Origin of the sequence: Metaplanococcus flavidus (assembly GCF_042675885.1) — a bacterium.
In the GTDB taxonomy this organism is placed as follows: domain Bacteria; phylum Bacillota; class Bacilli; order Bacillales_A; family Planococcaceae; genus Planococcus; species Planococcus flavidus.
The window spans coordinates 203,502-229,407 of sequence record NZ_JBHTKI010000008.1 but is presented as its reverse complement, the minus strand read 5'-3'; the positions used below and the strand labels follow the sequence as shown (position 1 = coordinate 229,407).

25 protein-coding genes are annotated in these 25,906 nt (G+C 45.9%); all 25 read left to right on the top strand.

What is annotated here, in order from left to right:
- Window positions 1–28 precede the first annotated feature (28 nt).
- The 25 genes from ACFQ1X_RS06105 (at window position 29) to tsf (ending at window position 25,865) form a co-directional block, all read left to right on the top strand.
- Window positions 29–265: an acyl carrier protein gene (locus ACFQ1X_RS06105; RefSeq protein WP_117302720.1), complete on the top strand. Its 237-nt coding sequence runs from the start codon at window positions 29–31 to the stop codon at window positions 263–265.
- Window positions 266–398: 133 nt separating this feature from the next.
- Window positions 399–1,154 (top strand): ribonuclease III, encoded by a 756-nt coding sequence (gene rnc, locus ACFQ1X_RS06100; RefSeq protein WP_144837385.1) that lies wholly within the window; start codon window positions 399–401, stop codon window positions 1,152–1,154.
- Between the two features lie 3 nt (window positions 1,155–1,157).
- Window positions 1,158–4,706 carry a chromosome segregation protein SMC gene (gene smc, locus ACFQ1X_RS06095; protein WP_144837382.1) on the top strand — a complete coding sequence of 1,183 codons (3,549 nt, stop codon included), beginning with the start codon at window positions 1,158–1,160 and terminating at the stop codon, window positions 4,704–4,706.
- A gap of 16 nt (window positions 4,707–4,722) precedes the next feature.
- On the top strand, window positions 4,723–5,739 hold the full coding sequence (gene ftsY, locus ACFQ1X_RS06090; RefSeq protein WP_144837379.1) for a signal recognition particle-docking protein FtsY: 1,017 nt from the start codon (window positions 4,723–4,725) through the stop codon (window positions 5,737–5,739).
- Window positions 5,740–5,806: 67 nt separating this feature from the next.
- Window positions 5,807–6,130 carry a putative DNA-binding protein gene (locus ACFQ1X_RS06085; protein WP_144837641.1) on the top strand — a complete coding sequence of 108 codons (324 nt, stop codon included), beginning with the start codon at window positions 5,807–5,809 and terminating at the stop codon, window positions 6,128–6,130.
- Window positions 6,131–6,142: 12 nt separating this feature from the next.
- On the top strand, window positions 6,143–7,501 hold the full coding sequence (ffh, locus tag ACFQ1X_RS06080; RefSeq protein ID WP_144837376.1) for a signal recognition particle protein: 1,359 nt from the start codon (window positions 6,143–6,145) through the stop codon (window positions 7,499–7,501).
- 93 nt (window positions 7,502–7,594) lie between these two features.
- The gene (rpsP, locus tag ACFQ1X_RS06075) at window positions 7,595–7,867 is read left to right on the top strand and encodes a 30S ribosomal protein S16 (protein WP_144837373.1); all 273 of its coding nucleotides are present in this window, start codon (window positions 7,595–7,597) and stop codon (window positions 7,865–7,867) included.
- Between the two features lie 13 nt (window positions 7,868–7,880).
- Entirely contained in the window at window positions 7,881–8,114 is a 234-nt protein-coding gene (locus ACFQ1X_RS06070; RefSeq protein ID WP_144837370.1) for a KH domain-containing protein, read from the top strand.
- A gap of 438 nt (window positions 8,115–8,552) precedes the next feature.
- Window positions 8,553–9,071 carry a ribosome maturation factor RimM gene (gene rimM, locus ACFQ1X_RS06065; RefSeq protein WP_144837367.1) on the top strand — a complete coding sequence of 173 codons (519 nt, stop codon included), beginning with the start codon at window positions 8,553–8,555 and terminating at the stop codon, window positions 9,069–9,071.
- Window positions 9,068–9,793 carry a tRNA (guanosine(37)-N1)-methyltransferase TrmD gene (gene trmD, locus ACFQ1X_RS06060; RefSeq protein WP_144837365.1) on the top strand — a complete coding sequence of 242 codons (726 nt, stop codon included), beginning with the start codon at window positions 9,068–9,070 and terminating at the stop codon, window positions 9,791–9,793. Before rimM ends, trmD begins: the two co-directional genes overlap by 4 nt.
- 135 nt (window positions 9,794–9,928) lie before the next feature.
- On the top strand, window positions 9,929–10,273 hold the full coding sequence (gene rplS, locus ACFQ1X_RS06055) for a 50S ribosomal protein L19 (protein WP_144837361.1): 345 nt from the start codon (window positions 9,929–9,931) through the stop codon (window positions 10,271–10,273).
- 100 nt (window positions 10,274–10,373) lie between these two features.
- On the top strand, window positions 10,374–10,931 hold the full coding sequence (gene lepB, locus ACFQ1X_RS06050; RefSeq protein ID WP_144837358.1) for a signal peptidase I: 558 nt from the start codon (window positions 10,374–10,376) through the stop codon (window positions 10,929–10,931).
- Between the two features lie 11 nt (window positions 10,932–10,942).
- On the top strand, window positions 10,943–11,812 hold the full coding sequence (gene ylqF / locus ACFQ1X_RS06045) for a ribosome biogenesis GTPase YlqF (protein ID WP_144837355.1): 870 nt from the start codon (window positions 10,943–10,945) through the stop codon (window positions 11,810–11,812).
- A 110-nt stretch (window positions 11,813–11,922) separates the two neighbouring features.
- Entirely contained in the window at window positions 11,923–12,699 is a 777-nt protein-coding gene (locus ACFQ1X_RS06040) for a ribonuclease HII (RefSeq protein ID WP_144837352.1), read from the top strand.
- Between the two features lie 136 nt (window positions 12,700–12,835).
- Window positions 12,836–13,996, top strand: coding sequence for an ADP-forming succinate--CoA ligase subunit beta (sucC, locus tag ACFQ1X_RS06035; protein ID WP_144837349.1), 1,161 nt, complete (start codon window positions 12,836–12,838; stop codon window positions 13,994–13,996).
- An 18-nt stretch (window positions 13,997–14,014) separates the two neighbouring features.
- A complete protein-coding gene (gene sucD / locus ACFQ1X_RS06030; protein ID WP_144837346.1) occupies window positions 14,015–14,917 on the top strand; it encodes a succinate--CoA ligase subunit alpha in 903 nt (300 codons plus the stop codon).
- 290 nt (window positions 14,918–15,207) lie between these two features.
- On the top strand, window positions 15,208–16,101 hold the full coding sequence (gene dprA / locus ACFQ1X_RS06025) for a DNA-processing protein DprA (protein WP_144837343.1): 894 nt from the start codon (window positions 15,208–15,210) through the stop codon (window positions 16,099–16,101).
- A gap of 114 nt (window positions 16,102–16,215) precedes the next feature.
- Window positions 16,216–18,285 carry a type I DNA topoisomerase gene (gene topA / locus ACFQ1X_RS06020; protein ID WP_144837340.1) on the top strand — a complete coding sequence of 690 codons (2,070 nt, stop codon included), beginning with the start codon at window positions 16,216–16,218 and terminating at the stop codon, window positions 18,283–18,285.
- Between the two features lie 19 nt (window positions 18,286–18,304).
- Window positions 18,305–19,615, top strand: coding sequence for an FADH(2)-oxidizing methylenetetrahydrofolate--tRNA-(uracil(54)-C(5))-methyltransferase TrmFO (gene trmFO / locus ACFQ1X_RS06015; RefSeq protein ID WP_144837337.1), 1,311 nt, complete (start codon window positions 18,305–18,307; stop codon window positions 19,613–19,615).
- A 112-nt stretch (window positions 19,616–19,727) separates the two neighbouring features.
- Window positions 19,728–20,621 carry a tyrosine recombinase XerC gene (xerC, locus tag ACFQ1X_RS06010; protein ID WP_144837334.1) on the top strand — a complete coding sequence of 298 codons (894 nt, stop codon included), beginning with the start codon at window positions 19,728–19,730 and terminating at the stop codon, window positions 20,619–20,621.
- Between the two features lie 16 nt (window positions 20,622–20,637).
- On the top strand, window positions 20,638–21,186 hold the full coding sequence (gene hslV, locus ACFQ1X_RS06005) for an ATP-dependent protease subunit HslV (RefSeq protein ID WP_144837331.1): 549 nt from the start codon (window positions 20,638–20,640) through the stop codon (window positions 21,184–21,186).
- Complete coding sequence (gene hslU / locus ACFQ1X_RS06000; protein ID WP_144837327.1) at window positions 21,183–22,580, top strand: HslU--HslV peptidase ATPase subunit; 1,398 nt, start codon at window positions 21,183–21,185, stop codon at window positions 22,578–22,580. Before hslV ends, hslU begins: the two co-directional genes overlap by 4 nt.
- 86 nt (window positions 22,581–22,666) lie before the next feature.
- Window positions 22,667–23,446: a GTP-sensing pleiotropic transcriptional regulator CodY gene (gene codY / locus ACFQ1X_RS05995; RefSeq protein WP_144837324.1), complete on the top strand. Its 780-nt coding sequence runs from the start codon at window positions 22,667–22,669 to the stop codon at window positions 23,444–23,446.
- A 731-nt stretch (window positions 23,447–24,177) separates the two neighbouring features.
- Window positions 24,178–24,894 (top strand): 30S ribosomal protein S2, encoded by a 717-nt coding sequence (gene rpsB / locus ACFQ1X_RS05990; RefSeq protein WP_144837321.1) that lies wholly within the window; start codon window positions 24,178–24,180, stop codon window positions 24,892–24,894.
- Window positions 24,895–24,980: 86 nt separating this feature from the next.
- Entirely contained in the window at window positions 24,981–25,865 is an 885-nt protein-coding gene (gene tsf, locus ACFQ1X_RS05985; RefSeq protein WP_144837318.1) for a translation elongation factor Ts, read from the top strand.
- The last annotated feature ends 41 nt before the right edge of the window (window positions 25,866–25,906 follow it).

The following is a 25,906-nucleotide window of genomic DNA, read 5'->3' as shown; positions in this document are numbered from 1 at the left end:
TATACTGCATTGAGGGGAGGTGACGACATTGGCAACAGTATTGGAGAGAGTAACGAAAGTAATCGTGGATCGTCTGGGTGTAGAAGAGAATGAAGTGAAACTTGAAGCTTCTTTCACAGGAGACCTTGGTGCGGACTCATTGGATGTAGTTGAATTGGTTATGGAGCTTGAAGACGAATTCGATATGGAAATTTCTGATGAAGATGCAGAAGGTATGGCTACAGTAGGAGACGCCGTTTCTTACATTGAGAAGAAACAAGCGTAAATTTTAATATGAATAGAATGACCTTGACGCATAATCGCCTGCAACTGGAGCGATTATGCGTCAATTCTTTTTTGCGTTAAAGTTCGAAAACAGGTAAAATTGATGGAAGAACATCATAGGAAGGCAGATAAAAATGGCAATGAAAAAAAACGTAAACTCACAAAAGCCTGGAGTGCTGAAAGAAAGTGTCATCAAAGCGTTCCAACAGCTTCAACAGGAACTGGATGTCAACTTTCAAAATCCTGCACTGCTCTATCAAGCTTTCACCCATTCATCTTATGTGAATGAGCATCGCCGAAAAAAATTCACGGACAACGAGCGCCTCGAATTTCTGGGTGACGCGGTGTTGGAATTATCGGTTTCCCATTATCTTTATATGAAATATCCCGATATGAGCGAAGGGGAATTGACGAAATTGCGGGCAACAATCGTCTGCGAGCCTTCACTTGTAATTTTTGCAAATGAGCTGAACTTCGGAAAATACATCCTGCTTGGCAAAGGCGAAGAGCTGACCGGCGGGCGCACGCGTCCGGCACTGCTTGCTGATGTATTCGAATCATTTGTAGGGGCTTTGTACTTGGATCAGGGACTCGAACCGGTCGTTTCATTCCTGGAAGTGATTCTTTTCCCGAAAGTGGAAATCGGTGCTTTTTCGCATGTGATGGATTATAAGAGCCAATTGCAGGAAATCGTGCAGCAAAAGAATTCCGGAACATTGAGCTATGAAATTATCGATGAAAAAGGACCTGCGCACAGCCGCATATTTGTAACGCGCGTCACACTGGCCGACAAAGAGCTGGGCATTGGGAATGGACGGTCCAAAAAAGAAGCGGAACAGCAGGCTGCTCAGCTGGCAATCCGTAAATTGCAGGAAGCAATGGAGGACTAGAGAATGTTTTTGAAGAGATTGGAAGTCATGGGATTCAAATCGTTCGCTGATCGCATTGGCATCGATTTTGTGCCCGGTGTTACAGCAGTCGTGGGTCCGAATGGCAGCGGGAAAAGCAATGTTACCGACGCCATTCGTTGGGTCCTTGGAGAACAATCAGCAAAATCATTGCGCGGTGGGAAGATGGAAGACGTCATTTTTGCCGGCAGTGATTCACGAAAACCTTTGAATTTTGCCGAAGTTACTTTGGTTCTGGATAATACAGATGGCCGCGTCCCTCTCGATTACAGCGAAGTCAGCGTAACGAGAAGGGTTTTTCGAAGTGGGGAAAGTGCCTATCTATTAAACAAGCAAAATTGCAGACTGAAGGATATTATAGACCTTTTCATGGACTCAGGGCTCGGAAAAGAAGCCTTTTCCATCATTTCGCAGGGACGAGTGGATGAAATCCTTAACAGCAAAGCGGAGGAACGCCGTTCTATTTTCGAAGAAGCTGCAGGTGTGCTGAAATACAAGCAGCGCAAGAAAAAGGCGGAAGTGAAGCTGAATGAAACCGATGAAAACCTGAATCGTGTATTGGATATTCTCCACGAGTTGGATGGCCGCATGGAACCGCTGCAGATTCAGGCTTCCGCTGCACGCGACTTTCTCGATATGAGCGAAGAGCTTAAGGATTCGGACATCGCCCTATTGGCATTCGACGCTGACCGGCTAACGACTGAACTAGAGCAACTTGGCAAAGATGCCGAAGCGCAAATTGCAAAAGAGCAGGAATTATCGGGAGAAATTGCTGCCAAAGAAGAAACGGTTTCCCACATACGTAAACTGCTGGCCAAACTTGATGGGGAAATTGATGCGGAACAGAGCAGCCTGATTGAAGCCAGCGCTGAAACGGAAAAATGGGAAGGCCGCAAATTGCTGATGTCTGAGAAGAAGCATAACGCGGACCGCCAGGCAAAGCAGCTGCAGGAAAGTCTCGACGCCGAACTGGCGGAACTCGAATTGCTGACGGCCAAGCACGAAGAGCAGCTGGGGCTGCTGGAAGAACGGAAGTTGGAACAGCAAAAGATCCGGGATTCCATACGGTTGCTGGAAGAACAATTGAGCAAGACGCCAGCCGATATTGAAAATGAAATCGAATCGTTCAAATCGCAGTATATTGAATTGATGAACGAGCAGGCGACCGTCAAAAATGAATTAAAGAATATCGATCTTCAACAGCAGCAATTGTCGGAATCGACCAGCAGAATTGCGTTGCAACAGGAGGATTTCGACAGTGAGCTGCAGCGGCTTGAAAAGGAAAGAGCCGAAGCTGAAAGAAAACACGACACTATTAAAACGCTTCTCGAAGAAAAGCGCAGTTTATATCGGGAAACCGAAACTGTTTACCAGCAATTAAAAGCTTCATTTGATAAAAAACAAAATTTGCTGTTCCAGGCCTACCAATCGCAAAAGCAAATGGATTCACGCATAGAGACGCTGCAGGAATTGGAAGCTGATTTTTCGGGCTTTTTCCAAGGGGTGCGGGAAGTGCTTCAAGCGCGTGAAAAGGGCGAATTATCCGGAATTGTCGGTGCAGTAGCGGAAATAGCCCAAGTGGATCAGGATTATGCCAAAGCGATTGAAACGGCGCTGGGGGCTTCGAGCCAGCATATCGTCACGGCAAACGAGGAAGATGCGCGTAAAGCGATCAACTTCCTGCGTGAAAAAAGAGCAGGCCGCTCCACTTTCCTGCCGATGACAGTCATGAAACCAAGAACGATTCCGGAACATACACTAGCTTCTGTTCGCCAGCATCCGTCATTTATTAAAATGGCGTTTGAATTGGTGGATTACGAACAGGCTTACAGCATGATCATCGAGAATCTTCTTGGCAACGTCATCATTGCCGACGACCTGAAGGGCGCTACAGCAATTGCGAAAATGATCGGCAACAGATACAGAGTCGTAACACTGGACGGAGACATCGTCAATGCTGGCGGTTCAATGACCGGCGGTGCCAATAAAACACAGGCCTCGTTCTTCACCAGAAAAGCGGAATTGGAACAATTACAGGAACAGTCAAAAGAAATGAAGAACACGATTGCACTTGCAGAAAAGACCGTAAAAACAGAGCAGTCCGAAGTCCACAGCACAGAACGGAAACTGAATGATCTGCGTTCTGATGGCGAGAAATACCGGGATCTGGAATCGGAGCGGGCAATGACGCTGCGTGAAATTAACGCGGTGCTCAACACGACGAAAGAGCGATATAGAGTCTTCCAGGCTGAACAGAAAAACAAAGGTTCCGATCTCGATGCGGTAACCGGACGCAAAGAAACGGCATCCAACAGGCTTGGTGAAATAACGGCGGAACTTTCCGGCACATCAGCGCGGATTGAGGAATTGACCCAATTCAAGCAGCAAAATGAAAGTGCCCGGGATGCGGTGCTGGCCAGGTTTGCAGATGAGAAATCAAAAATAGCTGTCATGAAAGAACGAGTCAATCAGCTGACCCAAAGTGAGGCCGAATTGCTGGAGCGCCGGAATAAGAGCGCACGCAAACTGGATGAAATTCGGTCAGAACTCGAGTGGATGCAATCAGAAGAAGCGGCTAAAGTTTATTCTGATGAAGAAATTATTGCGCAGATCACCAATTGGACGCGTAAAAAGCAGGCTGGACAACAGAAGAACAGCGAGCTGAAAGAACGGCGCACTGCAAGTCAAGGAGAGTTGACCACATTGGAGCAGGAGCTGAAAGAAATTCAGCGGCTTCATAAAGGCTTTGTTGAAGCGATCCGCATTTGTGAAGTCAAATCGACACGGCTGGATGTTCAAATTCAGAGCCTTCACGCCCAACTTGAAACCAATTACGAACTTACACTCGAACAGGCGATGCAATATGAACTTGCGGACGAGGAAGATATTGTGCGCAAAAAAGTCAAATTGCTGAAGCAGTCCATCGATGAACTGGGTCCGGTAAATATCGGCTCCATCGAGGAATTCGACCACGTTGCGGAACGCCATAGTTTCCTGACCGAGCAGCGCAATGACCTGAATGAGGCAAAAGAGACCCTTCGGACAGTCATCCGGGAAATGGACGAAGAAATGACGACCCGTTTTGATGAGACTTTCCATGCCATCCGCACTCATTTCCAACGGGTGTTCAAAGAGTTGTTCGGGGGTGGTTCGGCAGATCTCGTGCTGACCAACCCGGAGAATATGCTGGCTACAGGAGTGGAAATCATCGCTCAGCCGCCCGGCAAAAAGCTGCAGAATCTCAGTTTGCTTTCCGGAGGCGAACGGGCGTTGACTGCAATCGCGTTACTATTCGCCATCCTGAACATACGCCCTGTGCCGTTCTGTATACTTGATGAAGTGGAAGCTGCACTCGATGAATCGAATGTCGTGCGCTATAGCCAATACTTGAAGAAATTCAGTGAAGACACACAATTTATCGTCATCACCCACCGCAAAGGGACGATGGAGGGCGCGGATGTGCTCTACGGCATTACAATGCAGGAATCAGGCATATCCAAGCTCGTTTCTGTTAAATTGCAGGAACAACTATAAATCGAGGAGTGATCAAATGAGTTTTTTCAAAAAGCTGAAAGATAAATTTGCCGGCAATGCCGAGGAAGAGCAATCAACAGAGAAATACAAAGAAGGACTGGAAAAAACCCGTACCGGATTTACTTCGAAAATAAATGATCTTGTAGCGAAATACCGTAAAGTGGATGAGGATTTCTTCGAAGAATTGGAAGAAGTCCTGTTGCAGGCGGACGTCGGATTTGAAACAGTTATCGAATTGATGGATGATTTACGCTACGAAGTGCAGCGCAAGAATGTCCGGGACACTTCCAATGTGCAATCGGTCATTTCTGAAAAATTGGTGGAAATATATCAAGCGGGCGATGCTGAATTGAATGAAATCAATTTCGCTGATGGTCTGACTGTCATCCTGATGGTGGGCGTCAATGGAGTCGGCAAGACGACGACCATCGGCAAACTGGCTCACCGCTTTAAAAATGAGGGCAAATCGGTCATGCTGGCCGCCGGTGATACATTCCGTGCCGGGGCAATCGAACAATTGGATGTGTGGGGACAGCGTGTAGGCGTTGATGTCATCAAACAGGCAGCCGGTTCCGATCCTGCCGCGGTCATGTACGACGCGGTTCGCTCGGCGAAATCCCGGGGCGTGGATGTATTGATCTGCGATACGGCGGGACGCCTTCAGAACAAAGTCAATCTGATGAACGAACTCCAAAAAGTTCATCGCGTCATTTCGCGTGAGGTGCCTGGCGCTCCGCATGAAGTGCTGTTGGCGCTTGATGCCACCACAGGACAGAACGCTATGATCCAGGCACAGACGTTCAAGGACGTCACCGAAGTAACGGGCATCGTTCTGACTAAACTGGACGGCACAGCCAAAGGCGGCATCGTATTGGCGATCCGCAATAAATTGAAGATTCCTGTGAAATTTGTCGGACTTGGCGAGAAGTTGGATGATCTTCAGCCATTCGATCCGCAAAAGTATGTTTATGGCCTGTTCGCTGAAGGTTTGGATAAGGAAGAACAGCTTGAAGAAGGTTCTGCAGACAAGTAAAAGTACTTGACACCTGAATTCATTTTCAGTATGGTTGTTGGTAGAATGAACGGGGTGAGCAGAAATGATGGGCTTGGAAAAAACAACGCGAATGAATTATCTGTTCGATTTCTATCAGGAATTGCTGACGCCAAAACAGCGCAGTTATATGATGCTGTATTATTTGGATGACCATTCTTTGGGTGAAATTGCTGAAGAATACAATATCACCCGCCAGGCGGTTTATGATAATATCCGCCGGACTGAAGCGATGCTTGAAGAATATGAAGCAAAGCTGCAGCTGTTTGATAAATTTAAACGGCGGCAGGAACTGGTTTCTTCATTTGAAAAAGAGCCTTTCACTGATGAATCGATCCGGAAATTTCTCAGTGAATTAAAAGAATGGGATTAGGAGGCGGAACGAATGGCATTTGAAGGTTTATCCGAACGCCTGCAAGGCACCATGACAAAGATTAAAGGCAAGGGCAAGGTGACTGAAGCAGACGTTAAGGACATGATGCGTGAAGTCCGCTTTGCGTTAATCGAAGCGGATGTTAACTTGAAGGTCGTCAAGGAATTCGTCAAAAAAGTAAGTGAACGCGCTGCAGGTTCGGACGTTATGGAAAGTCTGACACCAGGCCAGCAAGTCGTGAAAATCGTAAAAGATGAGTTAACGGAATTGATGGGCGGGGAAGAGAGTAAAATCAACTTTTCGACCAAACAGCCTACTGTCATCATGATGGTCGGTCTCCAGGGTGCCGGTAAAACGACTACTACTGGTAAACTGGCTGGTTTGCTGCGCAAAAAGCATAATCGCAAACCTTTACTTGTTGCGGCTGATGTATACCGTCCTGCGGCAATTCAGCAATTGGAAACGATCGGCAAGCAGCTGACGATTCCTGTGTTTTCAAAAGGCACAGATATGTCTCCGGTTGAAATAGCACGGCAGGCAATTGAGCATGCTAAAGCGGAACATATGGATACCGTAATCATTGATACTGCAGGCCGTCTGCATGTTGACGAAGATTTGATGCAGGAGTTGAAAGATATCCGCGCATTAAAAGAGCCCGATGAAATCTTCCTGGTCGTCGATGCGATGACCGGACAGGATGCCGTCAATGTGGCGCAAAGCTTCGATGAAGCCATCGGTATATCAGGCGTCGTTTTGACAAAACTTGATGGTGATACAAGGGGCGGTGCGGCATTATCGATCCGTACGGTTACCCAAAAACCGATTAAATTCATCGGTATGGGCGAAAAATTGGATGCGCTCGATGTGTTCCATCCGGAACGTATGGCTTCCCGGATTCTCGGCATGGGCGATATGTTGTCTCTGATTGAAAAAGCGCAGACCAATGTCGATGAAGAAAAAGCGAAACAGCTGGAAGAGAAATTCCGCACGTCTTCATTTACATTCGATGATTTTCTGGAACAGCTCGCTCAGGTGAAGCAGATGGGACCGCTGGATGAAATCCTGAAAATGATGCCCGGCGCCAATAAAATCAAAGGGCTGGAAAACGCAAAAGTGGATGAAAGCCAGATGGGCCGTGTCGAAGCCATCATCTATTCGATGACGACTCAAGAAAAAACAACTCCTGAAATCATCAACGCAAACCGCAAAAAAAGGATTGCCAGGGGATCAGGAACTTCGATACAGGATGTTAACCGCCTGTTGAAACAATTTGAAGATATGAAGAAAATGATGAAACAAATGTCCGGAATGGGCGGCAAAAAAGGAAAGAAAAAGATGTCGATGCCAGGTCTGGACTCACTTTTTAAATAATTTTTTAAGGTGTTAAGAAAAAATACTTTACAAACTATTTAAAGCTTGCTAATATAATATCTTGTGTGAAACTATTCGGAGGTGCTTTAAAAAATGGCAGTAAAAATTCGCTTAAAACGTATGGGAGCTAAAAAATCTCCTTTTTACCGTATCGTAGTAGCTGACTCACGTGCTCCACGTGACGGCCGTCAAATCCAGACAGTAGGTACTTACAACCCGCTGACAGTTCCAGCTGAAGTTAAAATCGACGAAGAATTGGCGTTGAAATGGCTTCACGATGGTGCTAAACCATCTGATACTGTTCGTAACTTGTTTTCTCAAAAAGGCCTTATGGAGAAATTCCATAACGACAAATTAAACAAGTAAGGGAGATTTTCTTATGAAGCAGCTGATTGAAACCGTTGTGAAACCGCTGGTCGATCATCCGGAAGAAGTTCGTATCGTAATTGACGAAAATAACAGCCGTATTGTCTACAAGCTTTCTGTTCATCAGGAAGATACCGGGAAAATTATCGGTAAGCAAGGCCGTGTGGCGAAAGCCATCCGCGCCATTGTGTATTCAGCAGCAGGCAATCATCATAAGAAGAAAACTTACCTCGATATTGTGGATTGAGTAAAAGGAAGGAGCCCCGGTTCCTTCCTTTTTTCTTGGGAATTGTCGGGATAGCCGATATTCCGCAAAACAGCTTGCTTGCCAAAACCCGTGCTCCTGCATCGCTGCGCTGCTTCGTCGCAAAGCCTTGTCCTCGCAGGCTTCGGTCAAGGCTTGGCTCGCGCTGAGCTAACTCGGGCTCGTTTCACTTCGCCCAAGTGGATCTTGCACTTCGTCGTCATTCGCCTGCTCCCCTGGGCGTCTTCGATGTTTTGCTCCATATCTCAGGTACTCTCTCAATCAAAGCTACTTTCTCAGCGCCGGCGCGCCTATGGACTGAGCGAAGCAATAAGACGAGTGCACTTCTCGGCTTATTGCGGGAGCTTTGTCCTAAGCGCCGAAGCGGTTACTTAATAATTTTTTATAATAGAAATACTGAAACAGAAAGGATGTTTGTGCGTGGAATGGTTTAATGTTGGGAAAATCGTAAATACTCACGGCATCCGGGGAGAGGTGCGGGTTTTATCCCGTACTGATTTTCCGGAAGAGCGTTTCGCAGTCGGCACGAAACTGGGCCTTTTCAAAAAGGATGCCAAAAAGCCGATCATGGTAAAAATCGCGAGCCACAGGCAGCATAAGAATTTCGAGCTGCTGACGTTTGAAGGCTATCCGAATATCAATGATGTGGAAGAGTTCAAGGATTCGTATTTGCGGATTGCGGAACATGACCTTACAGAATTGGAAGACGGCGCATTCTATCACCATGAAATCCTCGGGTGCACAGTATTCACGGACGATGGCCGGGAACTGGGCAAAATCACTGAAATTTTGGAGACCGGCGCAAACGATGTGTGGGAAGTGACCCCATCTGCCGGCAAAAAGCATTACATTCCTTATATCGAAGATGTGGTAAAGGAAATTGATGTGGAAGACAGAAAAGTGACCATCGAAGTCATGGAAGGTTTGTTGAACGAATGAAGATCAATGTCCTTTCTTTATTTCCAGCAATGTTCGAAGGTGTATTCAATCAGTCGATGATGAAAAAAGCGCAGGAGAAGGATGCGGTAACATTTGCCGTTGCCGATTTCAGGGACTTTGCCGACAACAAACGGCAGGTCGATGATTATCCATTCGGTGGAGGAGCCGGCATGGTCTTGAAACCGGAGCCGGTGTTCAATGCTGTAGAGGCGCTTTCCGGCGACAGCAAACCGCGTGTCATCCTGATGTGCCCGCAAGGCGAGCGCTTCACGCAACAAAAGGCGGAAGAACTTGCGCAGGAAGATGAATTGATTTTCATCTGCGGCCATTACGAAGGATATGATGAGCGGATCAGGGACCATTTAGTGACAGATGAAATCTCCATCGGGGATTTCGTTCTCACCGGGGGAGAACTTGCCGCAATGACCGTTATTGACAGTGTCGTGCGTCTGTTGCCCGGTGTGCTCGGCAATTCCGATTCACCGGTAAAAGATTCCTTTTCGACAGGCTTCCTTGAACACCCGCAATACACGCGGCCAGCCGAGTATCGCGGGTGGAAAGTTCCGGAAGTGCTGACTTCGGGCAATCATGGCCTGGTCGATAAATGGCGTGAAGAGCAGACCTTGAAAAGAACGCTCGAACGCCGTCCGGATCTGCTTGAGAGGATTGATTTGACTGCAGCCCAAAAGAAGATTTTGGATGAGCTGACAAAAGGAAAATGATTATAGATTAACTCTTGCAATAGCTTTTGCTTAGTGATAACATGGAGTCTGTACTTTTATGTGAAGTACAGGATCACGGTGTTCCGCTGCAATCGTTAAATGGCTGTAAGAGCATCTGTAGAAGGAGAGAAAACCATGCAAAACATTATTACAGAAATCACAAAAGAACAGCTTCGTACGGATCTTCCGAAGTTCCGTCCTGGAGACACTGTTCGCGTCCACGTTAAAGTTGTCGAGGGTACACGCGAACGTATTCAGGTATACGAAGGAGTTGTAATTGGCCGTCGCGGAGGCGGGATCAGTGAATCATTCACGGTCCGCAAAATCTCTTACGGTGTTGGTGTTGAACGTACATTCCCTGTACACACGCCAAAAATTGCTCAACTTGAAGTTACCCGTCGCGGTAAAGTTCGTCGTGCGAAACTGTACTACTTGCGTAACCTTCGCGGTAAAGCAGCACGCATCAAAGAAATTCGATAAGATTGCAATGCAGAAAGAGGGCGTCCGCGCCCTCTTTCTTTTTTGCTTAAATGTAAATATCCTTGTACAATTAAAACACAAAGCATAGGGAGGAACCCGCATGGAAACAGAAGTGAAAAAGAAAAATGAAGTTTGGGAATGGTCAAAGGCTTTATTGATAGCATTCGGCCTCGCGGCAATTATCCGGATCTTCCTTTTCACACCGATTGTGGTCGATGGCGAATCGATGATGCCGACGCTTGAACATGGCGATCGCATGATTGTCAATAAAATCGGTTATAACATTGGGGCACCGGAGAGGTTCGACATCATCGTTTTTCATGCGCCTGAAGCAAAAGATTATATCAAGCGGATCATCGGCCTTCCTGGCGATCACGTTGCATATGAAGATGATCAACTATACATCAACGGGGAACCGGTTGATGAGCCGTATCTCGATGACTATAAAGAAGGCATCAACGGGACATTTACAGAAGATTTCACGCTTGAAGAAAAGATTAATGCGGGCACTGTCCCTGAAGGAACAGTTTTTGTAATGGGAGATAACCGCCGGCACAGCAAAGACAGCCGAATTATTGGCGTAGTTCCGATGGAAGAAGTGGTCGGCAGCACGAGTTTTGTATTCTGGCCGTTTGAAGAGGCTGGAATTGTGAAGTAAGGAGAGGTTTTATGACGATACAATGGTTCCCGGGACATATGGCGAAAGCCCGGAGAGAAGTTACGGAAAAACTGAAATTGGTAGATATTATTTTTGAATTGGTGGATGCAAGGCTTCCTTTATCATCACGAAATCCGATGATCGATCAGGTGATACAGCATAAACCGCGGTTGATTATCCTGAACAAGATGGATATGGCAGATGACACGGAAACCAAAAAATGGATCCGTTATTTTGAAGGACAAGGCACACGTGCAGTCGCCATCAACTCGCTTGAAGGAAAAGGGCTGCAGGCGGTAACGAAAGCTTCCAAAGAGATTCTGAAGGAAAAATGGGATCGCATGATTGCCAAAGGCATCAAACCGCGGGCCATCCGTGCGATGATTGTCGGCATACCGAACGTCGGGAAATCGACATTGATCAATCGGCTGTCGAAAAAGAGCCTTGCAAAAACAGGTAATATGCCGGGTGTGACAAAAGCCCAGCAATGGATTAAAGTCGGCAAGGAAATTGAATTGCTTGATACGCCCGGTATTCTGTGGCCAAAATTCGAAGATCCGGAAACCGGCTTTAAACTGGCGGTAACCGGTGCCATCAAAGATACTGTCATCGAGATGGAGGAATTGGCCATCTATGCGCTGAAGTTTTTGGAAGAGCGTTATCCGGAGCGTTTATTCGAGCGTTATGGCATCGATCATGTCGACGAAGAGATTGTTCATACGTTTAATCATATAGCCAAGAAGCGGCGCTTCGTGGCACATGATGGCGAAGTGGATTATGAAATGACAGCTGAAGCCATTATCCGCGATATTCGCAATCAGTATCTTGGCAGAGTTACATTTGATTATAAAGATGAAATGATTGTGAAAGAAGAGGAATAATATAGCAGCAGGCAACTAAAAGAGGCTGATCCTGATTCGGGATAGCCTCTTTTCTTGTATCCTGCTTTGCGCTATACATACAAAAAAGCCGTTCAGGAAGGAGCATCTTAATGGAAAAAATCACAGCGATCCGTGAGAAATTATCCAAGGCAGTAATATGGGAGCCGTGGATGGATAAACTGGGGGCGGATGACAGGAACTCGGTGCAGAAACTCCTGGCATCCTGGAAACGTAAAAAAGAGCTTCATGAAAAGAAGATGGAGAATCACAAAGCCAAACAGGATTTCGACGATTCCTTTAAACAACAAGAAGATTGGAAAATTGCCGGTATCGACGAAGCAGGGCGGGGACCGCTCGCCGGCCCGGTAGTCACTGCCGCGGTCATCCTGCCGGAAGAATGTCCGACGCTGCTCGGACTGGATGATTCGAAAAAAATACCCAAAGCGAAGCGGGAACAGTTTGCCGAAGAAATTAAAAAAATTGCGATCAGTTACGCCGTACATATCCAACCGCCGGAAGAGATAGACAGACTGAATATTTATCAGGCTACCAAAGTGTCAATGGCTGAAGCTGCTGCGGCGCTTCGTCCTGCCCCGTCCATGGTGCTGGCGGATGCGATGCAGATTGACATAGGGGTTCCATGCGAATCGATCATCAAAGGGGACGCGAAAAGTCTGGCGATTGCAGCAGCATCCATTTTGGCAAAGACCGGAAGGGACGCCATCATGGCAGAATATGCAATTCAATTTCCTGAATACGGCTTTGACCAACATTCAGGCTACGGAACAAAGTCACATTTGGATGCCATCGATTTACATGGGCCTACTTCGATTCACAGGCGGACATTCGAACCCGTTAAAGGAATTTTGGCCGGCGCTGTGAACTAACAGATGCATTCATAAACAATTGAATATTCCAAGTATTCATGAGGTTGGCTGTATACTGTGGACATTCTGTGGCAACTTTATTACAATGATAGAGGCAATAAAATTAAGAGACAGATGTTTGATTGGAGGATGACAGATGAATATCCATGAATATCAAGGAAAAGAACTCCTCAGACAATACGGCGTAGCAGTTTCTTACGGCACCGTTGCTTTTTCTCCGGAAGAAGCAGTGAAAGCTGCAAAAGAACTGAGTACGGATGTTGTCGTGGTAAAAGCACAAATCCACGCAGGTGGACGAGGAAAAGCCGGCGGTGTAAAAATCGCTAAAAACCTCGATGAAGTCCGCGCTTACGCGAAAGAACTTTTAGGTAAAGTTCTTGTGACTCACCAAACAGGACCAGAAGGCAAAGAAATTAAGCGTCTTCTGATCGAAGAAGGATCTGACATCAAGAAAGAATACTATGTCGGATTGGTGCTTGACCGCCAAACTTCACGCGTCACTCTTATGGGTTCTGAAGAAGGCGGAGTTGATATCGAAGAAGTTTCTGAAAACACTCCTGAAAAAATCTTCAAAGAAGTAATTGATCCGGTAATCGGTCTGACTGGTTTCCAGGCACGCCGTATGGCATTCAACATGAACATTCCGCCGAAGCTTATTAATAAAGCAGCGAAATTCATGCTTGGCCTTTACACCGTGTTCATCGAGAAAGATGCTTCAATCGTTGAAATCAACCCGTTGGTTGAAACTGGCGACGGCGATATTCTGGCGCTTGATGCAAAATTCGATTTCGATGAAAACGCTCTATACCGCCACAAAGACATTGTGGAACTTCGTGATTTCGACGAAGAGGATCCAAAAGAAATCGAAGCTTCCAAGTATGACTTGAGCTACATTTCTTTAGACGGGAACATCGGCTGTATGGTTAACGGCGCCGGACTTGCTATGGCAACTATGGACACGATCAACTATTACGGCGGAACACCCGCTAACTTCCTTGACGTTGGGGGCGGTGCCACTGCTGAGAAAGTAACGGAAGCATTCAAAATCATTCTTTCTGATAAGAATGTAAAAGGAATCTTCGTTAACATTTTCGGCGGTATCATGAAATGTGACATCATTGCGGAAGGCGTAATCCAAGCTGCTAAAGAAGTAAGCCTGGACGTACCTCTAGTCGTTCGCCTTGAAGGAACTAACGTAGAAATCGGTAAAAAACTGCTGAATGAATCAGGTCTTAATATTGTTGCTGCCGGTACAATGGCAGACGGCGCTAAACAGATCGTAGAACTCGTAGGCTAAAGAAGGGCAGGGACAAAAATGAGTGTATACATTAATAAAGACACAAAAGTGCTTGTACAGGGAATTACAGGGTCAACTGCCCTTTTCCATACAAAGCAAATGCTCGAATATGGAACAAAAATCGTTGCAGGTGTAACACCAGGCAAAGGCGGAACTGAAGCTGAAGGCGTACCCGTCTTCAATACTGTAGAAGATGCAGTAAAAGCTACAGGAGCTAATGTATCTGTAATTTATGTACCGGCTCCTTTCGCCGCTGACGCAATTCTTGAAGCTGTTGAAGCTGAACTTGACATGGCAATCTGTATCACTGAGCATATTCCAGTTTTGGATATGGTGAAAGTGAGAAGATACATGGAAGGCAAGAAAACACGTCTGGTTGGACCGAACTGTCCTGGCGTTATTACTCCTGACGAATGTAAAATCGGCATCATGCCTGGATACATTCATAAAAAAGGACATGTCGGTGTTGTTTCACGCTCTGGTACTTTGACGTACGAAGCGACTCACCAATTGTCTGAAGAAGGAATCGGCCAATCGACTGCTGTCGGTATCGGCGGAGACCCTGTCAACGGCACGAACTTTATCGATGTATTGAAAGCGTTCAATGAAGATGAAGATACGTATGCTGTTGTTATGATCGGTGAAATCGGCGGTACTGCTGAAGAAGAAGCTGCGGAATGGGTTAAAGCTAATATGACGAAACCTGTTGTCGGCTTTATCGGCGGACAAACTGCACCTGAAGGAAAACGCATGGGCCACGCTGGTGCGATCATTTCCGGAGGTAAAGGAACTGCTGCAGACAAGATCAAAGCAATGAACGAAGCTGGAATCGAAGTTGCAGACACTCCATCAGTAATCGGCGAAACTTTGATCAAAGTGATTAAAGAAAAAGGCCTGTACGACGCTTGTAAAACACATTAATATGTTAACGCGGAACCGTAACTGGTTCCGCGTTTTTTTATGGTTCATAAACGATATTCCACAAAACAGCTTCGAAGACATTAGCCGAAGCATGCGAGGCTAAGTCTTTGCGACGAGCACTGCGCAGGAGCATAATCTTTGCTCTTTCCAGAGCGCCGAAGCGGTATAAATAAGCTAATTACTTAATATACATTTAAAACTTCTATTTACATGATCTGCCTATACGTCTACTATAGGAATTAAGTTGCACTTCATCCCGGTCAGGCATCCACAAAGAATGGAGGAACTTTATGGATAAAATGTTCGAACACCGCTTACTGGCTTTGCATTATATTTACCCCCAACCGCTCAATCGCATCAAACGGCTGATGATTGACGATCCGCATCTCGAATACCTGGAAAAAAGGCCTGCCTACGAAATCAGCCAATTGCTCGGAATTAGACATGAAACGGCAATATCGCTGAAATCCGGCTATCTGAAATCCTTGAATACCCCCTATTCTGAAACTTATGAAAAACATAAGATACTCCCCATATCTTATAACCACCCTAATTATCCACAAAGCCTTTTCCATTTAATCGATCCACCCGCCATCCTTTATGCTAAAGGCAACTCGGATTTATTGCACAATGAAAATCGGATAGGTGTTATAGGCGCCAGAAAAGCATCAATCTATTCCCAGAAAGCGATGGACGCCATTGTTCCTGACCTGGTGGCGGCTGGTTTTGTCATTGTCAGCGGTTTGGCGAAAGGGGCAGATGCCATGGCTCATAAAACAGCTATCCAACTTGGCGGAAAAACGATTGCAGTGACAGGGAGCGGATTTTTGCATCCTTATCCAAAAGAGAACAGGGAATTGAATATTATAATAGAAGAAACTCAACTCGTTATTACCGAATATCCACCTTATATGCAGCCGAAAAGATGGAATTTCCCCATGAGAAACCGTATCATCAGCGGCTTGGTGAAAGGTGTGCTTGTAACCGAGGCGGCACTGAAAAGCGGAACTCTCAGCACGATAGAACATGCTCTTGAGCACGGAAAAGATATCTTTGCAGTTCCCGGGGATATCAGCTCAACCCTGTCAGACGGTCCGCATAAATTGATTTCTGAGGGCGCAAAACCTGTTTGGAACGGGTTTCAGGTACTCGAAGAATACGCAGAAATTCGCGTTATGAAATAAGTGATGAAATGAAATACCTTGCATTCAGCCATAAACTGTTATACATTTTGCACAGGTATTTCTTATTTATACAGTTTGTAAAAGTTTAAGAAACCTCTATGAGGAGGAATTATGATGTCGGATTTTTTAGTGATTGTGGAATCGCCCGCAAAGGCGAAAACAATCGAACGGTATTTGGGAAAAAAGTATAAAGTCCGCGCTTCTTTAGGACATTTACGCGATTTACCCCGCAGCCAGATGGGCGTGGACGTTGAAAACAATTTTGAACCCCGCTATATTACGATTCGCGGGAAAGGCCCAATTTTACAAGATCTTAAAAAAGAAGCGAAAAAAGCGAAGAAAGTCTTTCTCGCGGCTGACCCCGACAGAGAAGGGGAAGCAATTGCATGGCATTTAGCCCAATCACTTGGAGTGGATTTGGACTCTGATTGCCGCGTTGTTTTCAATGAAATTACGAAAGATGCCATAAAAGATTCATTTAAACAACCACGTAAAATCGATATGGATCTGGTGGATGCCCAGCAGGCGCGCCGTATCCTGGACCGTCTCGTCGGTTACAGCATCAGTCCATTATTATGGAAAAAAGTCAAAAAAGGCTTATCGGCTGGCCGGGTACAATCAGTTGCCCTGCGGCTCGTCATTGACCGTGAAAATGAAATCAAAGTATTTGAACCTGAAGAATACTGGTCCATTACGGGTGAATTCGAAAAAGCCAAAAAGAAATTTGAAGCGCAATTCTATGGCAATGCCGATGGCAAGATGAATCTTGAGAATGAAGATGACGTCAAAGCGGTAATGGCTACCATGAAAGGTAAAAACTTCAAAGTGAACCGCGTCGTGAAAAAGGAAAGAAAGAGAAATCCCTCTCCTTCCTTCACCACTTCATCCCTGCAGCAGGAAGCTGCCCGAAAATTGAACTTCCGCGCCAAAAAGACCATGATGCTTGCTCAACAGCTTTATGAAGGTATTTCAGTCGGCAAGGAAGGGGTAACCGGTCTGATCACTTATATGAGAACGGATTCCACCCGTATTTCCGATACAGCCAAACAAGATACCATAAAATTCATTGAAGAAAAATATGGATCGGAATTTGTCACGAAATCAGCAGCGGCAAAACAGTCCTCTAAATCACAGGATGCGCACGAAGCTGTTCGTCCGACCAGTGTGCTTCGTACACCGGAATCGCTGAAGAGCATCCTGTCGCGCGATCTTTACCGATTATACAAATTGATATGGGACCGCTTTGTGGCGAGCCAGATGAGCCCGGCAGTTCTAGATACAGTAATGGCAGAGCTTCAGAATGGTGAAGCTGTGTTCCGTGCTAACGGCTCTCAGGTTAAATTCCCTGGATTCATGAAAGTGTATGTCGAAGGAACGGATGATAAAACCGAAGACAAAGACAACATCCTTCCGGAAATGAAAGAAGGGGACAAAGTAAAAGCTGTTGCAATTGATCCGAAACAGCATTTCACCCAGCCGCCGCCACGATTTACGGAAGCCCGTCTTGTACGCACGCTGGAAGAGTTGGGAATAGGCCGGCCATCCACTTACGCCCCTACACTGGATACGATTCAAAAACGGGGCTATGTAACGTTGGACGCGAAGCGTTTTATTCCGACGGAGCTAGGCGAAATTGTCCACAGCCTGGTGCTGGAATTTTTCCCGGATATTCTGAACATCGAATTCACGGCGAAAATGGAACACGATCTCGACAGTGTTGAAGACGGTGATATCGAATGGAAAAAAATCATAGCTGAGTTTTTCACCGGATTTGCAAAAGATATCGAAGTGGCTGAAAATGAAATGGAGAAAGTCCAGATCAAAGATGAGCCTGCAGGCGAAGATTGTGAGCAATGTGGCTCTCCGATGGTCTTCAAACTTGGTCGATACGGCAAATTCATGGCGTGCAGCAATTTTCCGGAATGCCGCAATACAAAAGCCATTGTTAAACACACAGGCGTTAAGTGCCCGACATGTAAAGAAGGCGAAATCGTTGAACGGAAGAGTAAGAAGAAACGTATTTTCTACGGTTGCGAACGCTATCCCGAATGTGAATTTGTATCATGGGATAAACCGATAGAGCGGCCGTGCCCGAAATGCAGCGAACTTTTAGTTGAAAAGAAAGTGAAAAAAGGCGTTCAGATCAATTGTGTAAATTGTGATTATCAGGAAGAAGTACAATAATTAACCGAGGTGTTCAACAATGACAAAAACCATCAATGTAATCGGAGCAGGACTCGCCGGCAGTGAAGCCGCATGGCAAATCGCCAAACGGGGAGTCAATGTCCGTTTATATGAAATGCGGCCGGTCAAACAAACGCCAGCCCACCATACAGACAAATTCGCGGAATTGGTATGCAGCAACTCGCTGCGTGCGAACTCACTGACCAATGCGGTCGGCGTGATAAAAGAAGAAATGCGGATGATGGATTCTGTCATCATCGAAGCTGCTGATGGCGCATCAGTGCCAGCAGGCGGCGCGCTGGCAGTGGACCGGCATGAATTTGCAGGAGCTGTGACGGACAAAGTCCGCAATCATCCGCTCGTTGAAGTGATTAACGAAGAAGTAACGGAAATTCCAGAAGGCATCACGATTATCGCAACTGGCCCTCTGACGTCTCCCGCACTGGCGGAAAAAGTGCGCAAATTGACAGGGGAAGAGTATCTTTATTTTTATGATGCTGCAGCACCGATTGTAGAAAAAGACAGCATTGACATGGACAAAGTCTATTTGAAATCGCGCTATGATAAAGGCGAAGCTGCTTATTTGAATTGTCCGATGACGGAAGAAGAGTTCAAACGTTTCCACACGGCTTTGGTTGAAGCGGAAGTTGTGCCTTTAAAGGAATTCGAAAAAGAGATTTATTTTGAAGGCTGTATGCCGGTTGAAGTTATGGCCGCGAGAGGCGAAAAGACATTGACTTTCGGTCCGATGAAACCTGTCGGCCTGGAAGATCCTAAAACCGGAGAACGGCCATATGCAGTTGTTCAGCTGCGCCAGGATGATGCAGCCGGCACTCTTTATAATATTGTCGGATTCCAGACTCACTTGAAATGGGGACCTCAAAAAGAAGTATTGAAACTCATTCCAGGTTTGGAAAATGTTGAAATCGTCCGTTATGGAGTTATGCACCGCAACACGTTCATCAATTCGCCACGGGTCTTGAAACCGACCTATCAATTGAAAGCCAATCCGAATATTTTCTTCGCCGGCCAAATGACCGGAGTCGAAGGGTATGTAGAATCTGCAGGCAGCGGTCTATTGGCCGGCGTCAATGCAGCAAAACTGGCGTTGGGCGAAGAGTTGGTTGTCTTCCCGGCAGATACTGCGCTCGGCAGTATGGCTCGTTATATCACGGAAGCGGACGGTGAGAATTTCCAGCCGATGAATATCAACTTCGGATTGTTTCCGGACCTTGGTGAACGCATCCGTTCAAAACAAGAGCGCGCAGAGCGTCACGCGAACCGTGCACTTAACTCAATTCGAAATTATTTGAATATGGTATCAGTTTAATTGATAAAAGCCTCTAAATCTTGCTATAATTTAGAGGCTTTTATTATTGTGCTGTAACAATCAAGTTAGCACATGTGCGGAGCTTTAAAGAGCGGAAAGGCAGGGAAATGTAATGGACAAAAATGAAATGGTCCGGTCTTTCATCAGCTATATTCAATTGGAAAAGAATTATTCCGAGCACACCGTCCATCATTATGAATACGATTTGGCCGGTTTTTTTCTGTTTTTGGAAAGTGAAGGCGTAAATGACCTGAAGCAGGTCGAGTATCTGCATGCACGCAATTATGTGACGAAACTATATGATGAACAATTATCCCGGCCGACAGTATCCCGGAAAATTTCGTCCATCCGTTCTTTCTTCAAATATGGAAACCGTGAATTCGGACTCAGGGAGGAAGCGTTCCGCTCCCTCTACCACCCGAAAAAAGAAGAGCGGCTCCCCCAGTTTTTCTATGAGGAAGAACTGCAGGCGCTTTTTGAGTCGGTTAAGGGGGAAGATAAACTGTCGATCCGCAATACCGCATTGCTCGAACTTTTGTATGCTACCGGCATGCGGGTCAGCGAATGCGTCTCTATCCGGATGAAAGATCTCGATCGCCATATGCAGATCGTCAAAGTGATGGGGAAAGGGCGCAAAGAGCGCTACATACCATATGGTCAGTTTGCCCATGACGCGCTGGAACATTATATCGAAGAAGTTCGTCCTAAATTAATGAAAAACACGGAGCATGAGGGTCTGTTTGTTAATAACCGTGGAGACCTCGTGACGGATCGTGGGATTCGGCACATTCTGAACGAATGTATGAAAAAGGCTTCAGCCAATTCCAATATCTACCCGCATATGATCCGCCATAGTTTTGCCACGCATCTTTTGAATAACGGTGCAGATCTTCGGACGGTCCAGGAATTGCTTGGCCATTCCCATCTGGCTTCAACTCAGGTTTATACACATGTGACAAAAGAGCATTTAAGAAAAACGTATTTGAATTCACATCCGCGAGCATAGAGAGGGGAATATATATATGGAACAATTTCATGCCACCACGATATTTGCTGTTCGCCATAACGGTGAATGTGCAATGTCTGGTGATGGACAAGTGACTTTCGGCAATGCCGTGGTCATGAAACATACAGCAAGAAAAGTGCGTACGCTTTACAATGGACAGGTACTTACCGGCTTTGCCGGTTCAGTAGCCGATGCTTTCACTCTTTTTGAAATGTTCGAAGGCAAACTTACCGAATATAATGGAAATCTTCAACGGGCGGCAGTCGAACTCGCAAAGCAATGGCGTGGAGACAAAATGCTGCGCCAGCTGGAAGCAATGCTGATTGTGATGAATAGAAATGAATTGCTTTTAGTGTCAGGCACAGGGGAAGTCATCGAACCGGATGACGGCATCCTGGCAATCGGTTCGGGGGGGAATTATGCCCTGGCAGCAGGCCGTGCCTTGAAAAAATATGCAGGCGATAATATGACTGCGAAGGAAATCGCACAGTCGGCACTGGAAACCGCAGCAGATATTTGTGTTTATACCAATCATCAGATTGTAGTGGAGGAGCTGTCAAAATGAAAACCCAAACGGATTTAACCCCAAGACAGATAACTGAGCATTTGGACCGCTATATTGTCGGGCAGAAGGATGCCAAGCGATCTATAGCCATCGCTCTGCGCAATCGCTATAGAAGAAGCCGGCTGGATGAAGAAATGCGTGAAGAAGTGATTCCGAAGAACATCCTGATGATCGGACCGACGGGTGTCGGAAAAACAGAAATCGCAAGACGCATCGCGAAGTTGACCGGGGCACCGTTCATAAAAGTGGAAGCAACAAAATTTACCGAAGTCGGTTATGTCGGCCGCGATGTCGAATCGATGGTTCGGGATCTCGTCGAAGCTTCCGTGCGAATTGTGAAGGAAGAAAAGTTCGAGGCAGTAAAAGGCAAAGCAGAAGCTGCTGCCAATGAACGCATTGTGAAACTGCTGGCGCCCTCAATGAAAAAAAAGCAGACAAGCCAGAACCCGCTTGAAATGATGTTCGGCCAAAAATTCGAACAGGACGAAGAGGAACCAACCGCTGAAGTGGAAGTCCGCGTTAAAAGAAGGGAAATCGCCGAAGACCTGAAAGCCGGGAAACTTGAAGACGAATGGCTCAATGTGGAAGTGCTCGAGAATACGCCATCCATGTTTGATGCATTGCAGGGCTCGGGTATGGAGCAGATGGGCGCTAATATGCAGGATGCCCTTTCCTCGTTAATGCCGAAGAAAAAGAAAAAACGCCGCCTGCAGGTAAAAGAAGCGAGGCGACTGCTTGCTGCCGAAGAAGCGGCCAAGATGGTCGACGATGAAGAAGTGGCAAGTGAAGCGATCGACCGCGCTGAACAGCAGGGCATCATCTTCATCGACGAAATGGACAAAATTGCCAGCAAGAACAATTCGTCTTCGGCCGATGTTTCGCGTGAAGGCGTGCAGCGGGATATTCTGCCGATTGTGGAAGGTTCTACTGTGTCGACAAAATATGGCTCTGTTAAAACGGATTATATGCTGTTCGTTGCAGCAGGGGCTTTCCATATGTCCAAACCCTCTGATCTCATCCCGGAACTGCAGGGCCGCTTCCCGATCCGTGTCGAACTTCAGAAGCTGGAAGTGGAGGATTTTGTTAAAATTCTGACGGAACCGAAACATTCTTTATTGAATCAATATAAAGCGCTTCTCGAAACAGAGGGAATTGTGGTAAACTTCAATGATGCCTCAATCGTCAGACTTGCGGAAATTGCGTATGAAGTAAATCAGGACACCGATAATATTGGAGCCCGTCGACTGCATACGATTTTAGAGCGGCTGCTCGAAGATCTGTCCTTTGAAGCTTCAGAAATCAGTCCCGCGCAAATAGATGTTACACCTCAATATGTGAACGATAAACTTGAGAATGTGGCGAAAAATAAAGATTTGTCACAATTTATTCTATAACTCAAGTCAAAACAGTTCCCTTAAAGAGTAAAAAGCTTTAGAATATTGAATAAATACGGTAAGAATTATGTAGGAGGTTCATTTAAATGAATTTATTGGGAAAAACAAGACGAATTAACTCGATGCTGCAAGCAGCAGCCGGCAAGCCGGTAAACTTTAAGGATATGGCTGAAACTTTAAGCGAAGTCATCGAATGCAACGCGTTCGTTGTCAGCCGCAAAGGTAAAGTCCTTGGCTATGCCATCAATCAGCAGATTGAAAATGAACGGATGAAAGGCATGCTTGAAGAGCGCCAGTTTCCGGTCGAATACACACAAAACCTTTCAAACATCAACGAAACATCCGCTAACCTGGATATGAGCAGCGAACATACGATTTTCCCAGTTGAAGAACGTGAATTGTTCAAAGACGGCCTGACTACAATCGTGCCGATCATTGGTGGCGGCGAACGCCTTGGAACACTTCTTCTTGGACGTGTTAATGCGCAGTTCCAGGACGACGATTTAATCCTTGGTGAATACGGCGCAACAGTTGTCGGGATGGAAATCCTGCGCGAAAAAGGCGACCGCATTGAAGAGGAAGCACGCAGCAAAGCAGTTGTTCAAATGGCAATTTCTTCACTGTCATACAGTGAGCTTGAAGCCATTGAACATATTTTTGAAGAGCTTGATGGCAACGAAGGTTTGCTTGTCGCTTCAAAAATCGCTGACCGCGTCGGCATCACTCGTTCAGTAATCGTCAACGCACTTCGTAAACTTGAAAGTGCCGGAGTAATCGAATCACGTTCACTTGGGATGAAAGGGACTTACATCAAAGTTCTTAACACGAAATTCCTTGCTGAACTTGAGCAATTGAAAATGAACTAATTGAAATTGGAAGACACCGGATTTTTTCCGGTGTCTTTTTTCTTTTACTGAATTAATATTTTAATGTAACCGATATTCCGCAAAACAGCTTCGAAGACAGTAGACGTGTCCTGCACGGAAACTGTCTTTGCGACGAAGTGCGCAGCACTGCAGGAGCACGATTTTAAGGCTGCTCCTGCATCGCTTCGCTAGCTTCGTCGCAAAGCGCCGGCCGAACTACCTTCGGCCAACACTTGGCTCGCACTGAGCTAACTCGGGCTCGTTGCACTTCGCCCGAGTGGATCTCAGCACTTCGCTTGGTCCCCTGGGCGTCTTCGCTGTTTTGCTCCATATCTCAGAATGTATTCTGTAAAGAGGTTTTTTATTTTAATTTTTCGAAAAGCAGTCACTCCGATTCTAAACAGAATTAGAATGTAGCGTCAGACGGCGACTCCTGCGGGAAATAGAGCGAGACTAAGACCCCACAGGCAGCGGAGCGGCCGAGGAGGCTTAGGCCGCTCCCCGCGGAAAGCGTCCGTCTAGAGCGTAATGATTAGTGAGTCTACAGCTTATCGATAGCTTTTTTATTTCCAGGAGAAACCTGTTGCGCAATCGGACAATACCGTGTTATAATTTCAAATGGTGTTAAATACACACGCATTCGGATTTGTTCCGCTGGTGCCCTTACTGGGTAACGGTTCAAAGAAGAAGAATGCGGAGGGAAAAAAATAACCTATCAGGAGGAAACACAAATGTCAGTAATTTCTATGAAACAATTGCTTGAAGCTGGTGTACACTTTGGCCACCAGACTCGCCGTTGGAACCCGAAAATGAAAAAATATATTTTCGTTGAACGTAACGGTATCTACATCATCGATCTTCAAAAAACAGTCCGCAAATTGGAAGAAGCTTACAGCTTCATGAAACAAGTGGGCGAAGAAGGCGGTAAAGTACTATTCGTTGGTACGAAAAAACAAGCTCAGGACGCGATCAAAGAAGAAGCAGAACGTTCTGGCAACTACTACATCAACCAACGCTGGTTGGGTGGAACACTTACTAACTTCGGCACAATCCAAAAACGTGTGAATCGCATGAAACAAATCGAGCGCATGGAAGAAGATGGAACTTTCGATGTTCTGCCGAAAAAAGAAGTTGTACAATTGAACAAAGAGCACGATCGTCTTGTTAAATTCCTTGGCGGTATCCGTGACATGAACGGTCTTCCGGACGTAATGTTCGTAGTTGACCCACGCAAAGAACGCATCGCAGTTGCTGAAGCTATGAAATTGAACATTCCAATCGTTGGTATCGTTGATACAAACTGTGATCCGGATGAAATCGATTATGTAATTCCTGCAAACGATGATGCAATCCGCGCAGTAAAACTTTTGACTGGGAAAATGGCTGACGCATTGCTTGAGTCTAAACCGGAAGAAGAAGAAGAAACTCCAGCTGAAGCTGCTGAGTAATTCACAATGAAGTACAGGTGATAAGCGGCCAAACCCTCTTATCACCTTTTTTTGAGAAAACGTATATCTTAAGGAGGAAAATAATCATGGCAGTTACAGCTCAAATGGTAAAAGAATTGCGTGAAAAAACTGGTGCAGGTATGATGGACTGCAAAAAAGCACTTGTAGAAACAAATGGCGATATGGAAGCGGCATTGGATTTCCTGCGTGAAAAAGGCCTTTCAAGCGCTTCTAAAAAAGCGGACCGCATTGCTGCGGAAGGTACTACTTCAATTATGGTTGAAGGAAACGAAGCAGTTATTTATGAAGTCAACGCTGAAACGGATTTCGTAGCTAAAAACGAAGGCTTCCAAGTTCTTGTAAAAGAATTGGGCGAGCATTTATTGGCTACAAAACCAGCTACAGTGGAAGAAGCGACAGCTTCTACAATGTCTAATGGCTTGACAGTTGCGGATCACATTTCAAATGCTATCGCGAAGATTGGTGAAAAAATCACTTTGCGCCGCTTTGAAATCCGCACGAAATCAGATGCAGATGCTTTCGGTCCTTACCTTCACATGGGTGGACGCATTTCAGTATTGGTCTTGCTTGAAAACACGACTGATTCAGATGCAGCACGGGACATCGCTATGCATATTGCAGCATTGAACCCGCAGTATATATCACGCGACGAAGTTTCAGCTGAAGAAGTTGAAAAAGAGCGCAAAGTATTGACTGAACAAGCATTAAGCGAAGGCAAGCCTGAAAAAATTGTTGCGAAAATGGTTGAAGGCCGTCTGGGCAAATTCTTCGAAGACGTTTGTTTGCTTGACCAGGCTTTCGTTAAAAATTCTGATCAAAAAGTCCGTGATTTCGCAGCTTCAACTGGCGGCAGCGTGAAAGAATTTATCCGTTACGAAGTTGGAGAAGGCATTGAAAAACGCGAAGATAACTTTGCTGATGAAGTAATGAGCCAAGTAAACAAAAAATAAGATCCTTTTTATAGCATTATCTCGGGGAACACTGAAAGGTG